This window comes from Burkholderia lata, from assembly GCF_000012945.1.
Lineage (GTDB): Bacteria > Pseudomonadota > Gammaproteobacteria > Burkholderiales > Burkholderiaceae > Burkholderia > Burkholderia lata.
The window spans coordinates 2748268-2771218 of the sequence record NC_007510.1; the positions used below are offsets into that span (position 1 = coordinate 2748268).

Consider the following 22951-nt stretch of genomic DNA (forward strand, 5'->3'; position numbering starts at 1 on the left):
TTTCCGACGATTTCATGGCTGAACCCTCCCTCGGCGTCGCCCTCATCGCCCTCAACGCGTCCGCGCGGCTTGCGCAGTGCCTTGCCGCGCTGTCGTTCGCCGACGACGTCGTCGTCATCGACGGCGGCAGCACCGACGATACCGTCGCGATCGCCCAGGCGCACGGCGCGCGCGTGATCGTCGAGCGCGACTGGCCGGGCTTCGGCCCGCAGAAGAACCGTGCGCTCGACGCGCTCGACACCGACTGGGTCCTGTCCCTCGATACCGACGAAGTCGTCACCCCGGAACTCGCGCAGTCGATCCGCGACACGATCCGCACGCCGGCCGCGCAGGTCTATGCGGTCGACCGGCTGTCGAGCTTCTGCGGCCAGTGGATCCATCACAGCGGCTGGTATCCGGACTGGATCCCGCGCCTGTTCCGGCGCGGCGCCGCGCGCTTCTCGGACGATCTCGTGCACGAGCGCCTCGTGTTCGAGGGCGCCGCGCAGCGCCTGCCCGGCAAGCTGATGCACTACTCGTACGAGGATTTCGAGACTGTGGTGCGCAAGCTCGACGCGTATTCGACGGCCGGCGCGCGCCAGCGCCGCGCGGCCGGCCAGCGCGGCGGCTTCGGCAAGGCGCTCGCGCGCGGTGCCTGGGCGTTCGTGCGCACCTATGTGCTGCGGCGCGGCTTCCTCGACGGCCGCGCCGGCTTCATGATCGCCGTGTTCAACGCGGAAACCGTGTACTACCGCTTCCTGAAGCTCGGCCACGAACGGGCGCGCTGAGCACCCGCCCGGCATGCAGCCGGCCCGGCGTTACAATGCCGGGCTGCCCGCGCCGCGTGCCTGCCCGACCGGCGGCGCCACGCGCCGCCCGCCACGACGACTACCGAATCCGACCGCCATGTTCTCCATCATCATTCCGACCTGGAACAACCTGCCGTACCTCAAGCTCGTCGTCGACAGCCTGCGCCGCCACTCCGCGTACGACCACCAGATCATCGTGCACGTGAACGACGGCTCGGACGGCACGCTCGACTGGGTGCGCAGCGAAGGCATCGAGCACACCGCGTCGCCGACCAACATCGGTATCTGCCACGCGGTGAACTGGGCCGCCGCGCGCGCGACGCGCGACTACGTCGTCTACATGAACGACGACATGTTCTGCTGCCCCGGTTGGGACACGGCGCTCGTGCGCCGCATCGAGCAGATGCCGACCGACCTCTTCATGCTGTCGGGCACGATGGTCGAGCCGGTCGACACGCGCAACCCGTGCGTGGTGGTCAGCAATTTCGGCCGCGACGCCGAAAACTTCGACGCGGCGGGACTCGTCGCGGCAGCCCCGAAGCTCGTGCGCGCGGACTGGCTCGGCTCGACCTGGCCGCCGACGCTCGTGCATCGCGACTGGTGGAACCGGATCGGCGGCTACAGCAGCGAGCTGTCGCCCGGCATGAGCAGCGACAACGACTTCTCGATGAAATTCTGGGACGCCGGCTGCCGGATCTTCGTCGGGGTCGGCGACAGCCTCGTCTACCACTTCCAGCAGAAAAGCACGGGCAAGATCGTCAAGAACGACGGTCGCCGCCAGTTCCTGAACAAATGGGGCATGACCCAGGCGACGTTCGACCGCTATTTCCTGCATCGTGGCGAACCGGCCGGCACGCGCGTCGCGCTCGACACGCCGGCAGTTGAAGGACGCCTGAAGCGCGCACTGCTGCGCTCGCGGATCAAGCGCGCGTTCAGCTGATCAAGCCCCGAAAACGACACGGAAACGCGCCCTGCTTCGCGTATACTCTGCGCCGTTCGTCCCGGATCTCCCGCCGGGGCGCGCGGCGCGCAGCACGACGTGCGCAAGCCGCATTCGTCCATTCGACAGGTTCCGATGCTTTCGTTTTCCGCTCCCGCCTCGCGGCGCCTGACCGCCGCCCGTGCATTCGCCGTTGCCGCGCTCTGCATGGTGCCGGTCTCGACCGCGCTGACCAACGTGTTCTGCGGGCTGTTCGCCGCCGCGCTCGTGATTTCCCCCGAGTTCTGGCGCGACCTGCGCTCGTTCGTCACCGACCCGGCCTCGCTCGCGGCGCTGCTGATCCTGGCCGCGCTCGCCGCCAGCGTCACTTATACGGTTGCACCGCACAACAAGGCGTGGAACTGGGTCGCCAAGTACGACAAGCTGCTGCTGCTGCCGTTCGCCGTGCTCGCCTTCCGCCATTCGAACTGGGCACCGATCGTCCGCCGTTGCTGGTTCGGCACGCTGTGCGTGATCCTGCTGTTGTCGACCACGAACTATCTCGGCCTGACCGCGATCGGGCCCGCGCACGCGACCGAACTGCCGCTGTCGCGCGCGTGGGTGTTCAAGAACCACATCGCCGCCGGCATGTTCGGCGCGCTGCTGTTCTACCAGGCGGCCGATCTCGCGCTGGCGGCCCGCACGGCGCTGTCGCGCGCCGCGTATGCAGGCGTCGCCGCGTGGTCGCTCGTCAACGTGTTCGTGATGCTGCAGGGACGCACCGGGCAGGTCATCGCGCTGCTGCTGATCCTCGTCGTCGCCGTACGTTTCGTGCTGTTGCTGCGCCGGCAATCGGCGTTGCGCGCGGCGCTCGCCGCCGGCGTGTTCGTGCTGGCCGGCATCGCGCTCGTGATCGCCGCATGCACGGTTCACAACGGCCGGCTGACGAAGGTCGTGACGGAAGTGCAGCAATACCGGCAGAGCGATGCGGCCACGTCCACCGGGCTGCGCCTCGAGTGGTACAAGAAGGGGCTCGAGCTGTTTCGCCAGCGCCCGGTGATCGGCTACGGCGCAGGCGGCCTCGAATCCGAATTCGAGAAGCTCACGGCCGGCAAGACGGCGGCCGAAGGCCAGCTCACGTCGAACCCGCACAATGAATACCTGCTGATGGCCGTACAGCTCGGCGCGGTCGGCCTGCTGCTGTTCATCAACCTGATCGTGCAGATTGCACGCGGCAGCCGCACGCTCGATCCGCGCTCGCGGCATCTGCTGCTCGCCTGGCTCGCGATCTTCGCAATCGGCAGTCTCGCGAATTCGCTGCTGCTCGATTTCGCCGAAGGGCACCTGATCGTGCTGCTGGCCGGCATCCTGCTCGGCTGCGGCGAACGCGCCGAGGCGCTGCCGCGCGAAACGTCGGCGATCCGGCGCAGCGCGTAACGCTCAGCGGCCTACGCTCCGCCGGCGGCCGGCTTCGGCCACCGCGGAGTTCTCTACCCTCGAAGGAAACGGGCTGCGCGGCTGGCTCGTCGCCAGACAAGCCGCCTGCAACCGGCAGGCAACGCGCGTTGGCCGCGCGTCAGTCGGATCCGCTGCGATGCAGTCGCGACGTATCGACGACGGCTTCGGCCGGGCCCGGCGGATTCAGCCCGAGCATCTCGGCCGCCGCGGCTTTCACGCGCTGCGCACCGAGATTCGCGAGGCAGTCGCTGCGGCTGTCGACCTTGCGCTCGCAGCCTTCGTGCCGGCACGGCACGCAATCGCCCTCCCCCTGCAGCAGCCACACGTTCCCGTGCCGCCCCGAGCCGCGCAGCGGCCACGGATTCTCGGTCGCCGGCCAGTGCTGCGGCCACGGGCCCCAGCGCACCGGGTCGGACGGGCCGAACAGCGCGATCGTGTCGGTGCCGGTCGCGGCCGCGACGTGCGTCGCGCCGGTGTCGGGCCCGATGAAAAGCCGCGCGCGCCGCACGAGTTCGGCGCTTTCGCCGAACGTCAGGCGGCCGACCAGGTTCAGCACGTCGCCGCCCGCTTCGGCCGCAACCTGCTCCGCATACTCGCGCTCGCTGTCGGCCGGGCCGCCGGACAGCGCGACCGCGAAGCCGTGCTCGCGCAGCCAGCCGATCATCTCGACCCAGCCGTCGAGCCGCCATTGCTTGTAACGGAACATCGGATACGGATGCAGGACGACCAGCGGCTTGCCGTCGCGGATCGCCGGCGATTCGGCAAGCCACGCGCCGAAGCGCGCGCGCCGCGCCGGATCGTCACCGATGCCGGGCGCGACGACCTCGGACACCGGCTCGATGCCGATCACGGGAGCGAGTGCAAGCGTGCTGACGACCGTGTGCGCGGATTCGTGGTGATTGATCGCGATCCCGTTCAGCATCATCCGCGTGAGCCAGGTCACGCGGTTCGGATCGACGAGGCCCACCCGCTTGCGGCCCGCGAACCAGCTGTAGAAGCGCGGCCGGTCGGAGCTCAGCGCCGCGCACGCGAGATCGTAACGGCGCCACATCGACAGTGCGTCGCGCAGCCGCTCGCGGATTCCCGCGCGCTGCGCGACGACGATCACGCGCCGTACGTCCGGATTGTGCTCGAGCACGCCTTCGGTGCCGCGAAACACCAGCATGTCGATCTGCGCGTCCGGCCAGCGGGCCTTCAGCGAGCGGACGAGCGGCGTCGTCAGCAGCACGTCGCCAATGCGGCGCGGCGCGGCAACGAGGATGGTTCTGGGCGGGCGGGCAGAAGAAAACAGGGCCACGGCGGGTGTGTCTGGCTGGCTGAACAAGGCTGGCAATGTACAGGATTTTGCAGCAGCCGGCGCGGCGTGGCGAATCGGCCGTGCGGCTGGCCTGATGCGGCCCCGCTCGCGGGGTGCGGCGAGGCCGGCGCACCGCGCGCCGGTGCGGGTGCCGTACGCGGTGCTTGCAATGCCTGTGGCGCTACGAAGCGACAGTCATGACCGCCGGCGCCGCAGCGGCGGCAGCCGGCCGCGCGTATCCCGCATCGGCCAACGGTTCGTCGCGACGGATGGCCTGCGGCAGCAGGTGATTCACCGCCCGCTCGACTTCGTCGACGCCGATCGCGTCGACGGTCGCGCCGGCGCGCAGGATCACGTGCGGCACACCGAGCGGATGCCAGCGCAGGTATTTCTCGGGACGGTCCTCGAACAGCGCGGCGACAGGCACGCCGAGCGCCGACGCAAGATGCACGGGGGCGCTGTCGGCCGAGACGATCGCATCGAGCAGGCTCGTCGCGGCCACCAGCTCGGCGACCGACGACGGCGCGACATGGCGCGCGCACACGTCGCGCCACGAATCGTCCTCGGGCGCATGGCCGACTGCCGGGTCGCGGAACACGATCACATCGGCGTACGGCGCAAGCCGCTCGGCGAGGTCGCGCCAGCGATCCGCCGGCCAGCGGCGCTCGGCCGCCTTGTTCGTCACGAACAGCCCGACCCGCGGCTTCGTGCGTGCGCCGAGCAGCCGATACCACGCGTCCTGCAGCGCGCGGTCGGGATGAACCGACAACGCGAGGCGGTCGAGATCGGCGCGGCCGAGTTCGGGTACGAGCCGGAAACCCGACAGCGCTTCGTGACACATCGGCCGCTGCGCGACGTGATCGGGCTTGCGATCGTCGAATTCGGTCTCGGCATCGTGCCAGCGGCAATCCTTCGCGCCGATCTGACGCGCGAACTGCATGCTGCTGCGATGCATGCCGCCGTTCGGCACGACCACGAGGTCGAACCGCAAGCGACGCAGGCGACGCACGAGCCGCAGCCGGTCGAAGAATGCGCGCATCCGTCCGGGGCGGTCGTTACGCTCGCATTGACGGCTATAGACGTAGGTGTGGATCGTGTCGACGTCCGGGTTTCCGGCCAGCGCGGCCGCGTTGTAGCGGTTCGCGACCACATGGAGTTCGGCGCCGGGCCAGCGCTCCTTCAGCGCGCGGAGAAACGCCGTCGTGCACAGCATGTCGCCCAGAAAATCGATCCGGATCACGAGGATCCGCTGCGTCGGGTTCACATTGGCCATGGTCATGTGGAGGCTGTCAGTTCTTTGTCGTCGCGACGGGCCATTCCACGGCATCCGCTTCCGGGGCGGCCTGGTCGCATGTCACCGCTCGCCGCACGGATCCGCCCCCGTATATGTGCGCGATACTGGCGCCACCTGCCGGACGAGCGGCGGTCGACGCCGCGTTCGTGCGGCTAGCGCGCGATTGTATAGCGTCCGGATGGCCAACCCAAGACCCGTTTGTGTGCGCATGCAAAAACGGCCCGCCGCACCGCACGATGGCGATGCGACGGGCCGCATGGTGCGACAGCCGTCCGACGGACCCGCGGTCAGTACGTGATTTCGACGACGCTGCCGTCGAACGTCGCACGCAGCTCCGCGAGCAGCACGTCGCTCGGCTTCACGCGCCATGCGTCGCCGAGGCGCATTTCACCCTGTGCCCGCGCGTTGCTGTAGTGGACCTGGACCGCGAGCCCGTTCGGCAACGGCGCCTGCGGGCGACGACCGCCATCGCGCCCGCCGCCGCGCGGCGCCGGCGCTTCGACCACGTTCGCCGCCGGATCGTCCTTCGACACGTGCGGCTCGAGCACGCGGCGCAGTGCGGCCGCGTCGGCGTTGCCGTTCATCGTCAGCCGCACGGCCTGCGCATAGCGGCTGCGTGCGCGCTCGAGATCCATCACGGTATCGGTCGTGAAGCGGATGCCGCCCGTGAACGCATCGTTGCGCGCCTGCCCCTGCACGATCAGCAGCTCGTCTTCCTTGAACAGCGCCTTGTTCGCCTCGAACTGCTCGTTGAAGATCGTGATCTCGCACTGGCCCGAGCCATCGTCGAGCAGCGCGATCAGCATCTTGCCGCGCTGGGTCATCTGCGTGCGCAGCGACGCGATGATGCCGGCCACGAGCTTGTCGCGCCCTTCCTTCAGATCGCCGACCTTCTGCCGCACGAAGCGGCGCACCTCGTCGCGATACGCGTCGAACAGGTGGCCGGACAGGTAGAAACCGAGCGCGCCCTTCTCTTCCTGCAGGCGGCGCTTGTCGTCCCACGCGGGCTCGTCGACGAGCGCATGTGCGTGCGGCGACTCGGCGCCCATGTCGAACAGGCCGGCCTGCATCGCGTTCGCCTCGGCCTGGTCGGCCGCTTCCATCGCCAGCGGCACCGACGCGATCAGCTGCGCACGGTTCGTGTTCAGCGAATCGAACGCGCCGGCGCGGATCAGCGCCTCGACCGTGCGGCGGTTGACGACGCGCCGGTCGATCCGCTCGCAGAAGTCGAACAGGTCGGTGAACGCCTTTTCCTCGCGGGCGCGCAGGATTTCCTCGATCGCGTTCTGGCCGCTGCCCTTCACCGCGCCGAGACCGTAGCGGATCGTGCGCGAACGCTTGCCGTCGGCTTCGGCGACCGGCTCGAAGCGGTAATGCGACTGGTTGATGTCCGGCGGCAGCACGGCGAGGTTGTTCACGACGCAATCGTCGAACAGGATCTTCACCTTGTCGGTGTCGTCCATCGCGAGCGTCATGTTGGCCGCCATGAATTCGGCCGGATGGTGTGCCTTCAGCCACGCGGTGTAGTACGCGAGCAGCGCATAGGCGGCCGCGTGCGACTTGTTGAAGCCGTAGCCCGCGAACTTCTCCATCAAGTCGAAGATCTCGTCGGACTTCTCGCGCGTGAGACCGTTCGTCGCCGCGCCCTCCGCGAAGATCTCGCGGTGCTTGGCCATCTCCTCGGGCTTCTTCTTGCCCATCGCGCGACGCAGCAAGTCGGCGCCGCCGAGCGAGTAGCCGCCGATGATCTGCGCCATCTGCATCACCTGCTCCTGATAGACCATGATGCCGTAGGTCTCTTTCAGGACGGGTTCGACGCGCGGATCCGGATACTCGACCTTCTCGCGGCCGTGCTTCCGTGCGCAGAAGCTCGGGATCAGGTCCATCGGGCCCGGACGGTACAACGACACGAGCGCGATGATGTCCTCGAAGCGGTCGGGCTGCGCATCCTTCAGCATGCCCTGCATCCCGCGGCTTTCCAGCTGGAACACCGCGACCGTGTTGGCCTTCTTCAGGATCTGGAACGAGGCGGGATCGTCGAGCGGCACCTGCGCGAGCGCCCAGTCGGCCTTCGACGGATCGAGGCGGCGGATGTAGCGCTCGGCCCAGTCGAGGATCGTCAGCGTCGTGAGACCCAGAAAGTCGAACTTCACGAGGCCGACGGCTTCGACGTCGTCCTTGTCGTACTGGCTGACCACGCCGCCGTCGTCGCCCTGCGTGTACAGCGGGCAGAAATCGGTCAGCTTGCCGGGCGCGATCAGCACGCCGCCCGCGTGCATCCCGACGTTACGCGTGAGGCCCTCGACGCGCTGCGCGAGATCGAGCAGCTGGTGCACCTCGTCCTCGTGGTCGTAGCGCTCCTGCAGCTGCGGCTCTTCCTTCATCGCGTCGGCGATCGTCACGTGCTTGCCCGGCTTGAACGGGATCAGCTTCGCGATGCCATCGGTGAACATGTAGCCGAGGTCGAGCACGCGGCCGATGTCGCGCACGGCCGCCTTCGCGGCCATCGTGCCGAAGGTGGCGATCTGCGACACGGCGTCCGCGCCGTACTTTTCCTTCACGTACTGGATCACGCGATCGCGGCCGTGCTGGCAGAAGTCGATGTCGAAGTCGGGCATCGACACGCGTTCCGGGTTCAGGAAACGCTCGAACAGCAGGTTGTAGCGCAGCGGGTCGAGGTCGGTAATGCCGAGCGCGTACGCGACCAGCGAACCGGCGCCCGAGCCGCGGCCCGGGCCGACCGGCACGCCGTTGTTCTTCGCCCAGTTGATGAAGTCCGCAACGATCAGGAAGTAGCCCGGGAAACCCATCTTCGTGATGGTCCCGCACTCGAATTCGAGTCGCTTGTAGTACGTGTCGCGCTGCGCATCGCGTTCGGCTTCGGCCGGATACAGCTGCGCGAGACGGGTCTCGAGCCCTTCCTTCGACAGCTGGACCAGGTAGTCGTCGAGCGACATGCCGTCCGGTGTCGGGAACAGCGGCAGTTTCGGCTTGCCGAGCTCGAGCTTCAGGTTGCAGCGCTTCGCGACTTCGACCGTGTTCGCGATCGCCGACGGCAGGTCGGCGAACAGCGCGGCCATGTCGTCCTGCGTGCGGAAATACTGGTCGGTCGTGAACCGCTTCTGGCGCCGCGGGTTCGCGAGGATGTCGCCTTCCGAGATACACACGCGCGCCTCGTGCGCGGTGAAATCGTCGTCGGTCATGAACTGCGTCGGGTGCGTCGCGACGACCGGCAGCTTCAGCGCCGCCGCGAGCGTCGCGGCCTGCTGGATGTACGCCTCGGCGCCCGGCTGGCCGTAACGCTGCAGCTCGATGTAGAAGCCGCCCGGGAACACCTTCGCCCAGCGCTCGGCGTGACGGCGCGCGGCTTCTTCGTTGCCCGCGGCAAGCGCAAGCCCGATGTCGCCCTGTTGCGCGCCCGACAGCGCGAGCAGCCCCTGCGAAAGCTCGCCGTCGAGCCAGCTCGCGTCGAGCTCCGCACGGCCGCGGTACTGGTTCGTGAGCCACGCCTTCGACAGCAGCTCGCAGAGATTCAGGTAGCCGACCTTGTCCTTGACGAGCAGCAGCAGCCGCGACGGCTTGTCGCGGTCGTCCGGATTGGCGATCCAGACGTCGCAGCCGGCGATCGGCTTGATGCCCTTGCCGCGGGCTTCCTGGTAGAAACGGACGAGACCGAATGCGTTGCCGAGATCGGTGAGCGCGAGCGCGCCCTGACCGTCTGCGGCCGCCGCCTTGACGATGTCGTCAATGCGCACGATGCCGTCGGCAATCGAGAATTCGGAGTGAACGCGGAGATGGACGAAGCGGGGATCTGACATGGGCGCTATTGTAGCCGCCTCGCCGCGCAGGCTGCCCAAAAAATCCCCGCCCTGGCCGTTCGGCCGAAGCACGCGACCGCACGTCGCGCGGCTGGCCAAACGGCAGGATGCCGGCCTGAGCGCGGTTTGCGGGATAATACGGTTTTTCGAATCAACGCCCCGGCTTCGCACCCTTTTTTGCGGGCCGCCGTGCGGCCGTTTTCCCGTCGGACCATCATGACCATCGTCAACCTCGCCGCCTACCATTTCGTGTCGCTCGACACGAACGAGCAATGGCGCCCGCTCGTCACCGCCCGCTGCAACGAACTCGGCCTGCGCGGCACGATCCTGCTCGCGCCGGAAGGCATCAACCTGTTCATCGCCGGCACGCGCGAAGCCGCCGACGCGTTCATCGCGTACCTCCGCCACGATCCGCTGTTCGAAGGCAAGTTCGCGACGCTGCAGTTCAAGGAAAGCCTGTCCGACTCGCAGCCGTTCCGCCGCATGCTCGTGCGCCTGAAGCGCGAAATCATCACGATGAAGAAGCCGGCGATCAAGCCGGAACTCGGCCGCGCGCCGTTCGTCGACGCGCAGACGCTGAAGACGTGGCTCGACCGCGGCCATGACGACACGGGCCGCCCGGTCGTGATGCTCGACACGCGCAACGCGTTCGAAGTCGACGTCGGCACGTTCGACGACGCGCTCGACTACCGGATCGACAAGTTCAGCGAATTCCCCGAGGTGATCGACGCGAACCGCGCCGACCTCGAAGGCAAGACGGTCGTGTCGTTCTGCACGGGCGGCATCCGCTGCGAGAAAGCCGCGATCCACATGAAGGAAATCGGCATCGAGAACGTGTACCAGCTCGAAGGCGGGATCCTGAAATACTTCGAGGAAGTCGGCGGCGCGCACTATCACGGCGACTGCTTCGTGTTCGACTACCGCACCGCGCTGAACCCGCAACTCCAGCCCACCGAGAACGTCACGTGCTTCGCGTGCCGCGCGGTCGTCACGCCGGAAGCGCAACAGTCGCCGAGCTTCGTGCCCGGCCAGTCGTGCCCGGCCTGCGCACCGGCAGCCAGCGCCGCGTAAGCGCGCACTGCCCCGCGCCCCGATGACCGGCTATCGCGGCCGCTTCGCGCCGTCGCCCACCGGCCCGCTGCATTTCGGCTCGCTGGTCGGCGCACTCGCGAGCTGGCTCGACGCGCGCGCGCACGGCGGCGCATGGCTCGTGCGCATCGAGGATCTCGACGGCCCGCGCACGGTGCCCGGCGCCGCCGACGACATCCTCGCGACGCTCGCGCATTTCGGCATGACGCCCGACGAGCCGCCCGTCTGGCAGAGCACGCGCGATGCGGCCTATACGGCTGCGCTCGAACGGCTCGTCGCGGCGGGGCGCGTTTATCCGTGCGGCTGCACGCGCAAGGAAATCGCCGATTCACTGCGCGCCGCGCACGAGCGCCACACGACGCTCGCGTACCCGGGCACCTGCCGCACCGGCCTGCACGGCAAGCCCGCGCGCGCGTGGCGGCTACGCGTGCCGGATGGCGACGACGCGATCGTCACGTTCGACGATCGCTGGCAGCACACCCAATCGCAGAACCTCGCGACCGAAGTCGGCGATTTCGTGCTGAAGCGCGCGGACGGCCAATGGGCCTATCAACTCGCGGTCGTCGTCGACGATGCCAATGCGCACATCACGCACGTCGTGCGCGGCGCCGACCTGCTCGACTCGACCGCGCGCCAGATCCACCTGCAGCACTGCCTCGGCGTGCCGACGCCGCAGTACCTGCACGTGCCCGTCGTCGTCGATGAGAACGGCGAAAAGCTCAGCAAGCAGACGGGCGCAACCGCGCTCGAACGCGACGACCCGCTGCCGGCGCTGCAGGCCGCGGCCGCTCATCTAGGCCTCGCGCCCGACGGTGCGCTCGCGGGCACGACGCTCGATTCGTTCTACGCCGCCGCCACGGCCGCGTGGGCAATGCGCTTCGGGCCGCAGGCCGGCTGACGCGCGCAGCGCGCCGGTTTCGCGGCGATCCGGCGTAAGCCGGGGGCAACTGAATCGTTCGCCGCCGGCGCCTCGCGCCCGCTCCCACTTCCGCTTCCGCTTCCGCTTCCCATCAAACCACAGCCCCAATGAAAAACGGGCACATGCTCATCGCATGCACCCGTTTCTCCCGCAGCGCTCGCGCGCCGCACCGTCACTCCGCCCGGATTACGCCGACGGCTTGCGCGGCATGCCGAACCCGCCGAGCAGTGCGGCGACCTGACGCTTCGGCCCCTTCTTCTCGGGCTGCTGCGCAGGCTGCGCGTCGTCCTGCTGCTTCGCCGGCGCCGACGGCTCGTACGGCTTCAGGAAGAAATCGTCGACCGGCGCTTCGTGGCGACGGTGATGACCGCGCTCCGAACCGCCCGGCCGGCGCCCCGCCGACGCACCGCGATGCTCGTCGCGATCGCGACGGCCACCTCGTTCGCCGCCTCGCTCGCCGCCCCGTTCACCACCGCGCTCGCTGTTGCGATCGCCGCCGCGGTCGTTGCCGCGCTCGTCGTGACGATGGCGCGCCGGCTTGTCGAGCGCGAGCGTCTGCATTTCGAGCGGACGCTTGATCAGCTTCTCGATATCGGCGAGCTGCTTGCGCTCGTTCGGGCTGCACAGCGACAGCGCGTCGCCCGTCGCACCCGCGCGGCCGGTACGGCCGATCCGGTGCACGTAGTCTTCCGCGCTGAACGGCAGGTCGAAGTTGATCACGGCCGGCAGCTCGGCGATGTCGAGGCCGCGCGCGGCCACGTCGGTCGCGACCAGCGCCTCGATCTCGCCGCGCTTGAACGCGTCGAGTGCCTGCATCCGCTCGATCTGCGTCTTGTCGCCGTGGATCGCCGACGCGACCACGCCGTCGCGCTCGAGATTGCGCGCAAGCCGGCTCGCGCCGATCTTGCTGTTGCAGAACACGATCACCTGCTTGAGGCCGCGGTCGCGCAGCAATTGCACGACGGCCGCCTGCTTGTCGCCTTCGGCGACGTCGTAGACGATCTGCGTGACGTTCGCGTTCGTCGAGTTGCTGCGCGCGACTTCGATCGTCTGCGGGTTGCGCAGGTAGGTCGACGCGAGCTTCTTGATTTCGCCCGAGAAGGTGGCCGAGAACAGCAGCGTCTGGCGCTCCTTCGGCAGCAGGTTCAGGATGCGCTGCAGGTCGGGCAGGAAGCCCATGTCGAGCATCCGGTCGGCTTCGTCGAGCACAAGGATCTGCACCTGGCCGAGATTCGCCGTCTTCTGCTGCACGTGGTCGAGCAGGCGGCCCGGCGTCGCGATCAGGACCTCGACGCCGCGGCGCAGCTCGGCCATCTGCGGGTTCATGTCGACGCCGCCGAACACGACCGCGCTGCGCAGCGGCGTGTGCTTCGCATACGCGTGCACGTTCGCGGCGACCTGGTCGGCGAGTTCGCGGGTCGGCGTGAGGATCAGCGCACGCACCGGGTGGCGCGCCGGAGACGCGCTCGTGTTGGCCTGCGGCAGCAAGCGCTGGATGATCGGCAGCGAGAAGCTCGCGGTCTTGCCGGTACCCGTTTGCGCGGCGCCCATGACGTCGCGGCCGGCGAGCACGACCGGAATGGCCTGCGCCTGGATCGGCGTTGGCGTCGTATAGCCCTGCTCCGCAATGGCTTTCAGGATATCGGCGGCAAGGCCGAATTGATCGAAGGTTGCGTCGACGGGCTTGGCGACAGAATCGGACATGGTGGCGTTTCGCTCAAAAGGCGCGGCGGGGACATCGTGCGTCAGGCCAGCCGGGCCTGCGCTCATCACAATTCGGAAATAGACGGAGCCGCGGCGCGCCGCGCGGCGCCGCTCTGGCGCTTGGGACCGGTTCAATGCGAACGCTGGACGCCAGGCCGTGCGGACTCCGTTCGGCGCGAATGCCGGCGGAAAGGGGCGTATTGTAGCACTGCACGGCCATCTGTCCGTGACAACGCCGCGAACCGCTGCAACGGCAGTTCGCGCGGCGGGCTCGGGCAGGCCTGTGTGGCAGTCGGATGGCCCGGTCGGACTATCCCGATCGGCCGGTGGGCAATTTCAGGGGCCTGATCCCGGATCGACTTGCCCGATCGCCCGCCGCCAGCCCGCGTGCCGGGCCGTCAGGCCCGGGAGCCGGCCGCCGGCGGGCACCGGCAGCACCATCCACGTTCCCGCCCGGCGCTCAGCCCTTCTTCTTTTTCTTCTCGACCTGTACGCAGTCGCCCAGCAGCGGCGGCGAGCTCTGGTCGGCGATCTCGTCGCGCAGCGTCGCTTCCTTGCCCTTCGTCCACCACGTATAGCGGCCGGCCTGGTAGCGTGCGCCCGACGCCGACACGGTGTCGACGAACAGCATCTGCTTCCCGTTGACCGGCACGAGCGCGAAGCTCTGGCCGTTGCCGGCGAGCCAGTACGACACGCGCACCGGCTGCTTCTGGTTCGCGCACTGGTAGACGGTGAACTGGCGCGAATCGGCGTCGATCTCTTCGACGGTCAGTTGCGCGGCATGCGCGACGGAAACGGCCGTGCCGGCAAGCGCGAGCGCGGCGAGGGTTTGGCGAATCATGCAGGTCCTCTCACGAGACGGGTGAAAACGCGCCCTCGCGGGGCGCGCGATTATTGTTGGCGATCGGGACGGGTATCGTGATCAGGGATCGATGACACCGGCACACGCGTCGGTCGGCGCGGCCGCGACATGGCCGACGAGCGGCACGATCTTGAGCCCGGCCGAGGCGACCCGGCACGGGGCGGCCGCGAGGCCGCAACCCGCGAGGTTCACTGCAAGCGCCAGCGCGGCGGCCAGCTTTCCGATACGCAGCCACTTCGGCGTCATCGTCCTCTCCTGTATACGTCAGCGTGCCGACACGGGCCGCACAGCCGCGGCCGCGCGCTTCGCGCGTTCGCGGGCTTCGTCGACGGTCGCGCCGGTCGCCAGCGCGACACCCATGCGCCGCTTCGCAAAACTTTCCGGCTTGCCGAACAGGCGCAGGTCGGCGCCCGGCACCGCGAGCGCTTCACGCACGCCTTCGAACGCGATCCCGCGCTCGTCGAGCCCGCCGTAGATCACGGCCGACGCGGCCGGCGTACCGAGCGCCGGATCGACCGGCAGCCCGAGAATCGCACGCGCGTGCAGCTCGAATTCCGACTGGCGCTGCGACGCGAGCGTGACGAGGCCCGTATCGTGCGGCCGCGGGCTCACCTCGGAGAACCACACGTCGTCGCCGTTCACGAACAGCTCGACGCCGAACATCCCGCGCCCGCCGAGCGCCTCGGTGACCTTGTGCGCGATCTCGCGCGACTTCTCGAGCGCCACTGCGCTCATCGGCTGCGGCTGCCACGACTCGACGTAGTCGCCCGCGACCTGCACGTGGCCGACCGGCTCGCAGAAGTAGGTACGCGTGGCGTCCGTCGCCGGATCGATCGCGCGCACGGTGAGCTGCGTGATCTCGTAGTCGAAATCGATGAAGCCCTCGACGATCACGCGGCCGTGGTTCACACGTCCGCCCGCCATCGCGTAGTCCCACGCCGGCTTCACGTCGGCTTCGGTCTTCACGACCGACTGCCCCTTGCCTGACGACGACATCACGGGCTTCACGACGCACGGCATGCCGATCTTCGCGATCGCCGCGCTGAACGCCTCGAACGAATCCGCGAACGCATACGGCGAGGTCGGCAGGCCGAGCTCCTCGGCCGCGAGCCGGCGGATCCCTTCGCGGTTCATCGTGAGCTGCGTCGCGCGCGCGGTCGGGATCACCTCGGCGAGGCCGGCCGCCTCGATCGCCGCGAGCGCGTCGGTCGCGATCGCCTCGATCTCGGGCACGATCAGGTGCGGGCGTTCGGCTTCGACGATCGCCCGCAGCGCGGCGGCGTCCGTCATGTCGATCACGTGCGCGCGATGCGCGACCTGGTGGCCCGGTGCGTCCGGATAGCGATCGACCGCGACGACTTCGACGCCGAGCCGCTGCAACGCGATGATGACTTCCTTGCCGAGTTCGCCGGCGCCGAGCAGCATGACGCGCGTGGCCGAGGGTGAGAGCGGCGTACCGAGCCGCTGACCGATCTGCATGTGATTACCCGCTTCTGATGGAGGACGAAAACGGCTCCGATGTTAACACGCGCCACGACACCGGTTTTGCGCGTTTCGCCGCGCCGGCAACCGGCCACGGGCCGCTCGCAAGCAGGCTGCGAACGTTTTCACGCGTGAAGTGTCGGCTCGCCTGCCGCGGGGCGGGTGCGTTACTCTTACGCCTTGATCAGAATCCGATGAGGAACGAGGCTCATGTCCCACCTGTCCGCCGCCGCACGCGCACGCACCGGCCTGCTTCGCCCGTTGCGCGCGCCGCTCTGCGCGTTGACGCTTGCCACGCTTCTCGCCGCCTGCGCGATGCCGACCCACCCCGATTCCACCGCCCCCGCGCCCGACCCGTACAACCCGGCCGCCGTCCAGCTGCTCGACGACACGAGCTGGGAACTCACCAGCTGGGTGAATGCCGACGGCACGCAGCGCGCGATCCCGCACGGCGACAACGGCGAGCCGATCAAGCTCGCGCTGTCGACCGACTCGGGCATCCGGCGCGCCAGCGGGTTCTCGGGCTGCAATCGTTATATGGGCACCTACGCGATCAAGAACGGCCTGCTGAGCTTCGGGCCGCTCGCCGGCACGCGGATGGCCTGCCCGAATACGCTCGGCGGCCAGCTCGAAACCGCGTACCTCGACGCACTCGCGCACGTCGACAAGACCGGCGTGCAGATGCGCGAGCCGCGGCAATTGCAGCTCGTGACCAATTCCGGCGCAACACTGACCTTCACGCACCGGAGCCCCTGATGCACGGCGCGCGCGAAGGCCGACCGATCGCCTTCGCGTGGCGCGCCACGCGCGTGTGCCGGGCACACGCGTCGCGCGGCGTGAATCGGATGCACGCCGCGTTAGAGTCTTGTTCGCCGGCCGGTTAAACTCGGCGGGTCGCGCCCCGCGCGCCCCTCCCCACTCCTGTTTCAAAGCATGCACACGGTTGTCTTCGGCTGGTTCGGCATCTCCGCCGTCTGGTTCCTCCTTCTCTTCTGGCGTCTCGTGCAGGCGATGCTGCCTGGCGGTGTCGGGCTTGCCGGCCGCGGCTCGATCCGTCTGTGGCTCGGCTTCGCCGCGGTGTTCGTGGCGAGCTGCACGCTGACGAGCCCGCTGTCGGGCCCCGACACGAACGCGCTCGGCCATGCGTTCTCGGCAGGCTTCGCCCACGTGCTCGGCCCGATCGGCACGCCGGTCGCGATGGTCGTGCTGTTCTTCGCCGGGTTGCCCTGGCTGACCGGCATCGGCTGGCGGCAGTTCGCCGCGTGGGTCGACACGTCGTTCGGCGTCAAGCTGGCGCGCGACGGCGGTGACGACGAAGCGCGCGGCATCGCCGACCTGCCGCGTAGCGCGTTGCATCGCGACGACGATGTCGTCCAGCCGACCACCGCGCATACCGTCAATTCGATGGCGCCGCGCCAGAACGGCCGGTACTCGCGCCCGACGCTGTGGAAACCCGACCCGCAGGCGCGACCGAAGCCGCGCAGCAGCACGCCGCCGCGTCCGCACGTGGAACCCGTCGCGCCATCGGGCTGGTTGAAGCCGACCGCGCCCCAGCGCAGCGTGCCGACACCGCCCGCGCCGATCACTCCCGCCAGCGCGATGCCGCCGCCCACGACCGGCAGCACCGCCAGCCTCGCGCGCGCAGCAGCCAACTCGCAAGTCCCGCGCCCCGATCCGGCCCCGCTTCCTGCCGGATTCGAACCCGTCCGTCCGCGGCCGACAGCCGCGCGACCGGCCACCGCCGCGTTGAAGCCGACCCCGCCGCGTACCACGGTCACGCCGCGGCCGGCCGCCGCGCAGCCGCAGCGCCCGCCGGTACGCCCCGCCGCAGGAGCCGGTTCGAGCGGCCTGCCGTCGGATGCGGCACGACGCCGCCCGGCGCAGCCAACGCCGGCGCGTGCACCGCTCTATGCGTGGACGGAAAAACCCGCCGCACCGATTACGCCGGCGCCGAGCGTGCACGACACGCTGCGCTCGATCGAGGCCAGCACCGCGCAATGGGCGACGCTGAGCGGTGCACAAGACGATGCCGGGCACGCGGCGGCGGCAGCGGCAACTGTGGCCGGCGTGGCCGCGGCAGCAGCCGGCATTGCAGCGCCGGCAGCAGCGGCCGTGCCGACCGGGATCGCCTCCGCGGCCCACGGCCTCGCGGCGCATGACGCCAGTGCGCCGCTCGCATACGATGCAGCGCCCGCGTACGACGAAAACGCACCGATCGTGCTCGACGCGTTCATGCCGGCAGTGCCCGCTGTCCATGCGCCGGTTGCCGATGCGGGCGCCGTGGCGTTCAGCGCCGCCGCACCACACGCGCTGTCGCATACCGGCATCGACGATGCCGCGTTCTCGCATCACGCCGATGACGAGATCCTGCACGCCGACGATGCCCCCGCCGCGCTGGCATCGGGAATCTCGCCCGCGCCGTCGTTCGACGCGCCCATCGACCTCGCGCCGTGGGAAGACCTCTCCAGCCAGCCGGTTTCCGCGTTCGACGCATCCGCCTGGAACCCGGTCGCCGAATCGTCGACGGACGCGACAGGATCGGAACCGGCCCATGCCGCCTTCGCACAACCGAACACCGCGGCGGTTCACGACATCGCCGCGGGCAACCCGCCGGCATCGTTCGACACTGACGACCAGTCCACGGCGGCGCAACCTGCTGCCGCAATCGATCGCACGGCATCGGCCCGCGTGCCGCAGGGCATCGCCGATGCGCACGCCGACGCGAAGCCCGCCGGGAATATCGCGCCGTTCGCGGCCCTCCCCGCTTCGCCGATTGCCGACACGACATCGCGCACAAGCGCCGAAACCAGGCCGTTTGCGGCAGCGTCGGCACCGGCCGCAGCAAATGCCGCACCGGCAGCGGCGGCATGGACGTGGACGCCTTCGACGGCGCAACCGGCCACGACGAATCCGCCCGTCACCGCGGAATTGCCGAAATCGCCGGTTGCGGATCAACCGTTTGCCGCCGCGCAAACGGCGTCGGCTAGCGCTACGTCGCCGAGCGTCGGCACCGTCCACGGTTCGACCGCGCAAGCGCCTGCGTCCGTATCGGGCATTGCGCCTGTCACCGTTCCCGCTTCGTCGGATGGTGTGATCGGCACGGCATCCAGTTCGCTTGCTCAACCGGCTGCGTCGATCTCGGCCGTTGCCTCCGTCGCGCCGGCATCCCCGATCGGCGTGACTGGCACTGCCTCGGCTCCGCTTTCGCAACCGGCCGCTTCGGCATCGAACGCTGCATCCGTCGCACCCGCATCCCCGATCGGCGTGACCGGCACTGCCTCGGCTCCGCTTTCGCAACCGGCCGCTTCGGCATCGACCGTTGCAGCCGTCGTACCAGCATCCCCGATCGGCGTGACTGGCACTGCCTCGGCTCCGCTTTTGCAGCCCGCCACTTCGGCATCGAACGCTGCATCCGTCGCACCCGCATCCCCGATCGGCGTGACCGGCACTGCTTCGGCTCCGCTTTCGCAGCCGGCCGCCTCGGCATCGACCGTTGCAGCCGTCGTATCAGCATCCCCGATCGGCGTGACTGGCACTGCCTCGGCTCCGCTTTCGCAGCCGGCCGCTTCGGCATCGAACGCTGCATCCGTCACACCCGCATCCCCGATCGGCGTGACCGGCACTGCGTCGACCTCGCTTTCGCAACCGGCCACTTCGGCATCGACCGTTGCATCCGTCGCGTCGGCCGCACCGGTTGGCGTTGCGGGCACGATTTACGGTTCGTTCCCTCGCGCATCGGTGCCCGCGTCGTCCATTGCGCCCGCCGTGACGCCGTCGACGGTGGGCACGTCGGCTTCGACTTCCGGTTCAACCGCGCCGGCACCGGCACCGACCGCCACGCCGGCGATCGCTGCCGTAGCGCCCGCGAATACCGTGTCCGGCTCGATCACCGCACCGTCGTCCGCGCCCGCCGCGACGCTTCAGGCCAACCCGGCAACTTCGTCGACGGGTACGACATTCGGCACATTCGGTACCTCCAGCGCAGTCGCACCGCAGCCGGCCGCCAGCCTGCCCGTACCACCCGCCGCTTCCGACACGGCTACCACGCCGATCGCCACGGCGGCAGCAACTCCAGCGCAACCGATCGCCAACTCGCCCGTCACGCCGACCGGTTCACTGACGTCCTTCGGCGCAACCACCGCGACGCTGGCTCCATCGATCGTTTCCGCACCGGCAGCCATCGAAGCCACGACGTTCGCCACCCCGACCGCCTCGGCCTCGTCGCCGGCAAGCTGGTCCGTGTCGAATGTCTCCGCAGCACCGGCAGCCCCGTCGGCCACGGCTCAGCAACCCGCAGTGACAATCCCCGGCGCGAGCCTGTCCGCACCGGCGATCCCCACTGCCCCGCCGGCCGAAGCAATCACGACCACGGCAACCGAACCGGCCGCGCCAGCCGCAGCCGGCTCCCCAGCCCCCGACACCCCCGCGCGCCCACCGCGCCCGAACGCGTTCGAATTCCACGCCCCCGCGTCGTTCAGCGTCGAACTGCCGACGCTCGACCTGCTCGAGCCGCCATCCGGCGACGTCGAAACGATCACCGACGAACACCTCGCACAAACGGCACAGGTGATCGAACAGCGGCTGCAGGAATTCAAGGTGCCGGTGACGGTGGTCGGCGCGTCGGCCGGCCCCGTGATCACGCGCTTCGAGATCGAACCCGCGCTCGGCGTGCGCGGCAGCCAGATCGTCGGGCTGATGAAGGACCTGTCGCGCGGCCTCGGCCTCACGTCGATCCGCGTCGTCGAGACGATTCCCGGCAAGACCTGCATGGGCCTCGAACTACCGAACGCAAAGCGCCAGATGATCCGCCTGTCGGAAATTCTCGAGTCGCGCCAGTACCAGCACTCGGCCTCGCAGCTGACGATCGCGATGGGCAAGGACATCACCGGCCACCCGGTCGTCACCGATCTCGCGAAGGCGCCCCACATGCTCGTCGCGGGCACGACGGGCTCGGGCAAGTCGGTCGCGATCAACGCGATGATCCTGTCGCTGCTGTACAAGGCGACGCCCGAGGACGTGCGGCTCATCATGATCGACCCGAAGATGCTGGAGCTGTCGGTCTACGAAGGCATCCCGCACCTGCTCGCACCGGTCGTCACCGACATGAAGCTCGCGGCGAACGCGCTGAACTGGTGCGTCGGCGAGATGGAAAAGCGCTACCGGCTGATGTCGGCCGTCGGCGTGCGAAACCTCGCGGGCTTCAACCAGAAGATCCGCGATGCGGAAGCGAAGGAAAAGAAGATCGGCAACCCGTTCTCGCTGACACCGGAGGATCCGGAGCCGCTGTCGACGCTGCCGCTGATCGTCGTCGTGATCGACGAGCTGGCCGACCTGATGATGGTCGCCGGCAAGAAGATCGAAGAGCTGATCGCGCGCCTCGCGCAGAAGGCGCGCGCCGCCGGCATCCACCTGATCCTCGCGACGCAGCGTCCGTCAGTCGACGTGATCACGGGCCTGATCAAGGCAAACATCCCGACGCGCGTCGCGTTCCAGGTGTCGTCGAAGATCGACTCGCGCACGATTCTCGACCAGATGGGCGCCGAATCGCTGCTCGGGATGGGCGACATGCTGTTCTTGCCGCCGGGCACCGGTTATCCGCAGCGGGTACACGGCGCGTTCGTCGCCGACGAGGAAGTGCACCGGGTCGTCGAGTACCTGAAGCAGTTCGGCGAGCCGCAATACGAGGAAGGGATCCTCGACGGCCCTGCCGCCGACGGCGCGACGCAGGACCTGTTCGGCGATGCGCCGGACGCGGAAGCCGATCCGCTGTACGACGAAGCCGTCGCGTTCGTCGTGCGCACGCGGCGTGCGTCGATCTCGTCGGTGCAGCGGCAGTTGCGCATCGGCTACAACCGCGCCGCACGCCTCGTCGAGCAGATGGAGGCGGCCGGGCTCGTGTCGCCGATGGGCATCAACGGCAGCCGCGAGGTGCTCGTGCCGGCCGCGGCCGACTGAGCGCGGCGGCCGGTCGGCCGCCGGCAACCGACACGGGCGCACCGGGAAACCGGCGGCCCCGAAAAACAAAGGGCGCTGCATCGGCAGCGCCCTTTTTCATTTACTGCACCGGCACCAGCTTGAAGTCGACCGGCTTGCCGACCGCCACCTTCTGCGGATTCGGGCCGAGCTGCCCCGTTTCGGCATTGCGGCTGAACACGTAGAACGTATCGCTGTCCTGGTTGCCGACGATCAGCCACTTGCCGGTCGGATCGATCAGGAACTCGCGCGGCGTCTTGCCGAGGCTCGACTGGCGGCCGACCTGCTTCAACCGGCCGTCGCCCTGGTTCACCGCGTAGATCACCAGGTCGTTCGCGTCACCGCGGTTGCTCACGTACAGGAAGCGGCCGTCCGGCGACAGGTGGATCGCGCCGCCGCCGACCTTGCCCTTGAAGCCCGGCGCGGTCATCGATACGGTCTCGACCGGCGTCAGCTTGCCGTCGTGGTAGCCGAACACCTCGACCGACGCGTTGAGCTCGCTCGTCACGTACGCGTACCGGCCGTCGGCACTGAACACCATGTGACGCGGGCCCGAGCCCGCCTTCACCGGCGTGTAGCGCGTCTCGGTCGGGCTGATCAGCCCGCGGCTGCCGTCCACCGTGTAGCGGTAGCCGTAGATCTTGTCCGCGCCGAGATCCTGCACGAACAGGTAACGGCCGTCGGGCGAAAACACTGTCGAATGCACGTGCGCGCCGTCCTGGCGCCCCTTCACGGGCCCCGTGCCTTCATGGTGCACGGTCAGCGCGGCCTGGCCGACCGCGCCGTCGTCGCGCAGCGGAAACACCGCGAAGCTGCCGCCCGGATCCTTCGCGACCGAGTAATTGGCGGTCACGAGGTACTTGCCGTCCGGCGACAGCGCGAGATAGCAAGGATCGTTCCCTTCCGACGACACGCGGTCGATGAAACTCAGCGCGCCCGTCTTCGCGTCGAAGCGGAATGCGCTGACGCCGCCGCGCGTCGTTGCCGGCCCGTCGTCGCCGGGCAGTTCGTTGACCGCGTAGACGGTGCGACCGTCGCGGCTCGGCAACAGGTACGACGGATTCACGGTCTTCGCCGACGACACGGGCGCAACGCTGCCGGTTTTCGTATCGAAGCGGTAAACATAGATGCCGTCGCTGCCGCCCCCCGTATAGGTGCCGACGAGCAGGTTGTAGACGCCGTCGGCCGGGGCGGTCGATTGCTGCGCAAATGCGTGGGTCGCGGAAAGGGAGAGCACGATCGCGAAACCTTTCATCCAGTGAGCGAGCCTAAGCGGGAACCCTCGTGTCGAAGCGCGTGCGTCACGCTCGCGTAAACGGTTGGGCATTGAATCCTCCTTGCGTCGAGT

The 22951-nt window shown here is 68.9% G+C and carries 15 protein-coding genes; 7 read left to right on the forward strand and 8 right to left on the reverse strand.

The genetic code is table 11. The features are described from left to right. Nucleotides 1-14: 14 nt before the first annotated feature. From BCEP18194_RS18430 to BCEP18194_RS18440, 3 genes are all read left to right on the forward strand, one after another. Nucleotides 15-767 carry a glycosyltransferase family 2 protein gene (locus BCEP18194_RS18430; RefSeq protein WP_011352770.1) on the forward strand — a complete coding sequence of 251 codons (753 nt, stop codon included), beginning with the start codon at nucleotides 15-17 and terminating at the stop codon, nucleotides 765-767. A gap of 118 nt (nucleotides 768-885) precedes the next feature. After that, nucleotides 886-1728: a glycosyltransferase family 2 protein gene (locus tag BCEP18194_RS18435; protein WP_041492914.1), complete on the forward strand. Its 843-nt coding sequence runs from the start codon at nucleotides 886-888 to the stop codon at nucleotides 1726-1728. Nucleotides 1729-1863: 135 nt separating this feature from the next. Then, on the forward strand, nucleotides 1864-3144 hold the full coding sequence (locus BCEP18194_RS18440; RefSeq protein WP_011352772.1) for an O-antigen ligase family protein: 1281 nt from the start codon (nucleotides 1864-1866) through the stop codon (nucleotides 3142-3144). 139 nt (nucleotides 3145-3283) lie between these two features. Here the strand turns inward: BCEP18194_RS18440 and BCEP18194_RS18445 are convergent, their stop codons facing one another. The 3 genes from BCEP18194_RS18445 to dnaE all read right to left on the reverse strand — a co-directional run bounded on the left by BCEP18194_RS18445 (nucleotide 3284) and on the right by dnaE (nucleotide 9574). Continuing rightward, a complete protein-coding gene (locus tag BCEP18194_RS18445; protein ID WP_041492915.1) occupies nucleotides 3284-4462 on the reverse strand; it encodes a glycosyltransferase family 9 protein in 1179 nt (392 codons plus the stop codon). A 181-nt stretch (nucleotides 4463-4643) separates the two neighbouring features. Then, nucleotides 4644-5735 carry a glycosyltransferase family 9 protein gene (locus BCEP18194_RS18450; protein ID WP_041493116.1) on the reverse strand — a complete coding sequence of 364 codons (1092 nt, stop codon included), beginning with the start codon at nucleotides 5733-5735 and terminating at the stop codon, nucleotides 4644-4646. A 308-nt stretch (nucleotides 5736-6043) separates the two neighbouring features. Beyond that, complete coding sequence (gene dnaE, locus BCEP18194_RS18455; protein ID WP_011352775.1) at nucleotides 6044-9574, reverse strand: DNA polymerase III subunit alpha; 3531 nt, start codon at nucleotides 9572-9574, stop codon at nucleotides 6044-6046. Nucleotides 9575-9790: 216 nt separating this feature from the next. Between dnaE and BCEP18194_RS18460 the strand changes: the two genes are divergently transcribed. Continuing rightward, nucleotides 9791-10645 carry a sulfurtransferase gene (locus BCEP18194_RS18460; RefSeq protein ID WP_011352776.1) on the forward strand — a complete coding sequence of 285 codons (855 nt, stop codon included), beginning with the start codon at nucleotides 9791-9793 and terminating at the stop codon, nucleotides 10643-10645. 22 nt (nucleotides 10646-10667) lie between these two features. Further along, a complete protein-coding gene (gene gluQRS, locus BCEP18194_RS18465) occupies nucleotides 10668-11561 on the forward strand; it encodes a tRNA glutamyl-Q(34) synthetase GluQRS (RefSeq protein WP_011352777.1) in 894 nt (297 codons plus the stop codon). 207 nt (nucleotides 11562-11768) lie between these two features. Here the strand turns inward: gluQRS and BCEP18194_RS18470 are convergent, their stop codons facing one another. The 4 genes from BCEP18194_RS18470 to purT all read right to left on the reverse strand — a co-directional run bounded on the left by BCEP18194_RS18470 (nucleotide 11769) and on the right by purT (nucleotide 15627). Then, a complete protein-coding gene (locus tag BCEP18194_RS18470; RefSeq protein WP_011352778.1) occupies nucleotides 11769-13352 on the reverse strand; it encodes a DEAD/DEAH box helicase in 1584 nt (527 codons plus the stop codon). A 394-nt stretch (nucleotides 13353-13746) separates the two neighbouring features. Then, the gene (locus BCEP18194_RS18475; RefSeq protein WP_011352779.1) at nucleotides 13747-14127 is read right to left on the reverse strand and encodes an MliC family protein; all 381 of its coding nucleotides are present in this window, start codon (nucleotides 14125-14127) and stop codon (nucleotides 13747-13749) included. Nucleotides 14128-14208: 81 nt separating this feature from the next. Continuing rightward, the gene (locus BCEP18194_RS18480; protein ID WP_011352780.1) at nucleotides 14209-14394 is read right to left on the reverse strand and encodes a DUF6726 family protein; all 186 of its coding nucleotides are present in this window, start codon (nucleotides 14392-14394) and stop codon (nucleotides 14209-14211) included. 18 nt (nucleotides 14395-14412) lie between these two features. After that, nucleotides 14413-15627, reverse strand: coding sequence for a formate-dependent phosphoribosylglycinamide formyltransferase (purT, locus tag BCEP18194_RS18485; RefSeq protein WP_011352781.1), 1215 nt, complete (start codon nucleotides 15625-15627; stop codon nucleotides 14413-14415). Between the two features lie 213 nt (nucleotides 15628-15840). Here purT and BCEP18194_RS18490 point away from each other — a divergent pair, with 213 nt between their 5' ends. After that, the gene (locus tag BCEP18194_RS18490; RefSeq protein ID WP_011352782.1) at nucleotides 15841-16386 is read left to right on the forward strand and encodes an META domain-containing protein; all 546 of its coding nucleotides are present in this window, start codon (nucleotides 15841-15843) and stop codon (nucleotides 16384-16386) included. Between the two features lie 177 nt (nucleotides 16387-16563). Then, entirely contained in the window at nucleotides 16564-21585 is a 5022-nt protein-coding gene (locus tag BCEP18194_RS42105) for a DNA translocase FtsK (RefSeq protein WP_011352783.1), read from the forward strand. Between the two features lie 100 nt (nucleotides 21586-21685). On the opposite strand, the gene BCEP18194_RS18500 is transcribed toward BCEP18194_RS42105, so the two are convergent. Further along, complete coding sequence (locus BCEP18194_RS18500; RefSeq protein WP_011352784.1) at nucleotides 21686-22930, reverse strand: lactonase family protein; 1245 nt, start codon at nucleotides 22928-22930, stop codon at nucleotides 21686-21688. Nucleotides 22931-22951 lie beyond the last annotated feature (21 nt).